Source organism: Vogesella lacus (assembly GCF_979366295.1).
This window is the reverse complement of the sequence record NZ_CEETQT010000025.1, coordinates 1-2,277: the sequence shown is the minus strand read 5'-3', so window position 1 is coordinate 2,277 and position 2,277 is coordinate 1. Positions and strand designations below refer to the sequence as shown.

At 55.1% G+C, this 2,277-nt stretch carries 2 protein-coding genes; one reads left to right on the top strand and one right to left on the bottom strand.

All coding sequences use genetic code 11. From position 1 onward, the window contains the following. Positions 1-262 precede the first annotated feature (262 nt). Positions 263-1,306, bottom strand: a complete 1,044-nt coding sequence (locus ACZ9W6_RS17530) for an IS110 family RNA-guided transposase (protein ID WP_465192475.1) — start codon at positions 1,304-1,306, stop codon at positions 263-265. Positions 1,307-1,318: 12 nt separating this feature from the next. Between ACZ9W6_RS17530 and ACZ9W6_RS17525 the strand changes: the two genes are divergently transcribed. Beyond that, a complete protein-coding gene (locus ACZ9W6_RS17525; protein ID WP_465192474.1) occupies positions 1,319-2,269 on the top strand; it encodes an IS3 family transposase in 951 nt (316 codons plus the stop codon). Positions 2,270-2,277: the final 8 nt, after the last annotated feature.

The following is a 2,277-nucleotide window of genomic DNA, read 5'->3' as shown; positions in this document are numbered from 1 at the left end:
AAAAATGTATGGTCTGCCCCGATTCTGCAAACAGTTTTTGTACATGACAGAAGAACGTTTTGCGTCAATGTATTCGGCCTACGATTGGAAGCAGTACTTCCGGCCTTGATGGAATCCGCGCGCTCCTTGCCTCATAAAGCGTTCAGTCATTACAGACTGCTTTTTTAGCCAGGCTTGCGGTGCGCCGGTTAACGGTTCTGTCATCAACAATTACGGCTCGCAAAACACGGTGGTGCTACAAACTGTTAAAGCTCATCACGCTTCAGGGGGCTACGGGTAACCCGGGAAACGGCCGATACACTTCATCGCAGGACAAGACTTTCCAGCAGATGCGGGCGATTTTGTTGGCCATGGCAACGAGCGCGACGTGTGGATGACTCCGCTTTTCAAGCTGGTGAAGCCATTGCCCCATACCCGTCTTCTCCCTTTTCATATGAATCATGAGTGCACGAGCACCTTGAATCAGCAGCATCCGGAGGTAACTGTTACCTCGCTTGCTGATACTCCCCAGATTCGATTTTCCACCTGTCGAATACTGTCTTGGCACCAATCCCAGCCATGCCGACAAATCTCTGCCACTCCCGAAAGCTTGGCCGTTGCCAATTGCCGCAACCATGGCTGTTGCGATGATGGGACCTACACCTGGAACCGTGGTAGCCCGTCGACACAGCTCTGACTCTTTGGCAATTTCATGAATCTCCGTGGTGATGGCGTCAATTTCTTTGTCCAACCCCTGGCAGCGCTGGTAGAGACGCTGCATAAGTTGTCGCATCCTGATGGATAGGCCATTCTCTGCGTCAGCCAAAATGCTGGGCAAACGTCTTGCGAACAGGGCGCGGCCCACTGGCACCACAAGACCGTGCTCTAGCAGCAAAGCCCGCATCTGATTGACCACAGCGGTTCGTTCCACAATGAGTCGTTGTCGCACCCGGTGAGTCGCCTGCATTTCAAGTTGATCCAGTGATTTAAGCGGCACTGTTCTCATGCGGCCACGACTGCCAGCTTCTGCAATGGCTTCCGCATCATTAAAGTCATTCTTGTTGGACTTCAGATATGGCTTAACAAATTGGGCCGGAATGATGCTTACGGTATGGCCAGCATTCTGAAACCGACGACCCCAGTATTGCGATCCTGGACAGGACTCCATCGCAACGATGCAAGTCATGGAGGTTGCAATAAATTCGGTGAGCTGGTTGCGGTTGAGTTTCTTGCGAAGAAGCACGTCTCCTTTCTCACTCATGCCGACGAGATGGAACCAGTTCTTGCCAAGATCAATGCCGATGATGTGAATAGCAGCAGTGCTCATAATCATCTCCTGATGAGTAGGTTTCCCACTATCGAGGATAGGCGGGAGGGGCAGACCATTCCATTAGGCTACGGCTCTCTTGATGTCGGACGAACTCAAGCCGACGCGCTGGTAGACCAGTTAAGCGAGCACTACCCCGTAGCCACGGTCTGCCAGGTATTCCAGATCTGTCGCGCCAGTTTCTATGCCCGCAAGCATAGTCAGCGAATTATCCAGCCGGAGCGACTGGCACGACGTGCCAAGGTGCGGGAGCTGTTTGATAAAAGCCGGGGCGCAGCAGGTAGCCGCAGCTTGGTCAGCCAGCTCGCCAATGAAGGCGTGAAGATTGGCCGCTACCAGGTACGCAGCCTGATGCGCGAAGCCGGCTTGCAAAGCAAGCAACCCGGCAAACCACGCCACCCATCCGGCAACGAACGGCCAGATGTCCCGAACCTGCTGGCTCGGGATTTTGCACCGGCGTCGCCCAATCAGGTGTGGTGCGGTGATATTACCTACATCCGGGTAGCCGGCCGCTGGATGTATCTGGCGCTGGTGCTGGATCTGTTTGCCCGCCGGATCGTGGGCTGGGCGCTATCGGAAAGGCCGGACAGCGATCTGGTCATTAATGCGCTGACCCATGCCTGGCGGCGACGCGGCCAACCTCGCGGGGTGATGTTTCACTCTGACCAAGGGAGTCAGTATGGGGCTTTGCGCTTCCGGCAGATGCTGTGGCGGTATCGGATACCGCAGAGCATGAGTCGCCGCGGGAATTGCTGGGATAACGCCCCGATGGAGCGGGTGTTTCGTAGCCTGAAGAGCGAGTGGATCCCGGCAGGTGGCTATCTGACGGAAGAGCTGGCCAGGAAGGATATCGCAGCCTATGTGATGGGCTACTACAACGAATCCAGACCACATCAATGGAATGACGGGTTGCCGCCCGCGGTGCGTGAGCGGCAACCTAATTTACTGTCTGGAAATGCTTGACCACTACA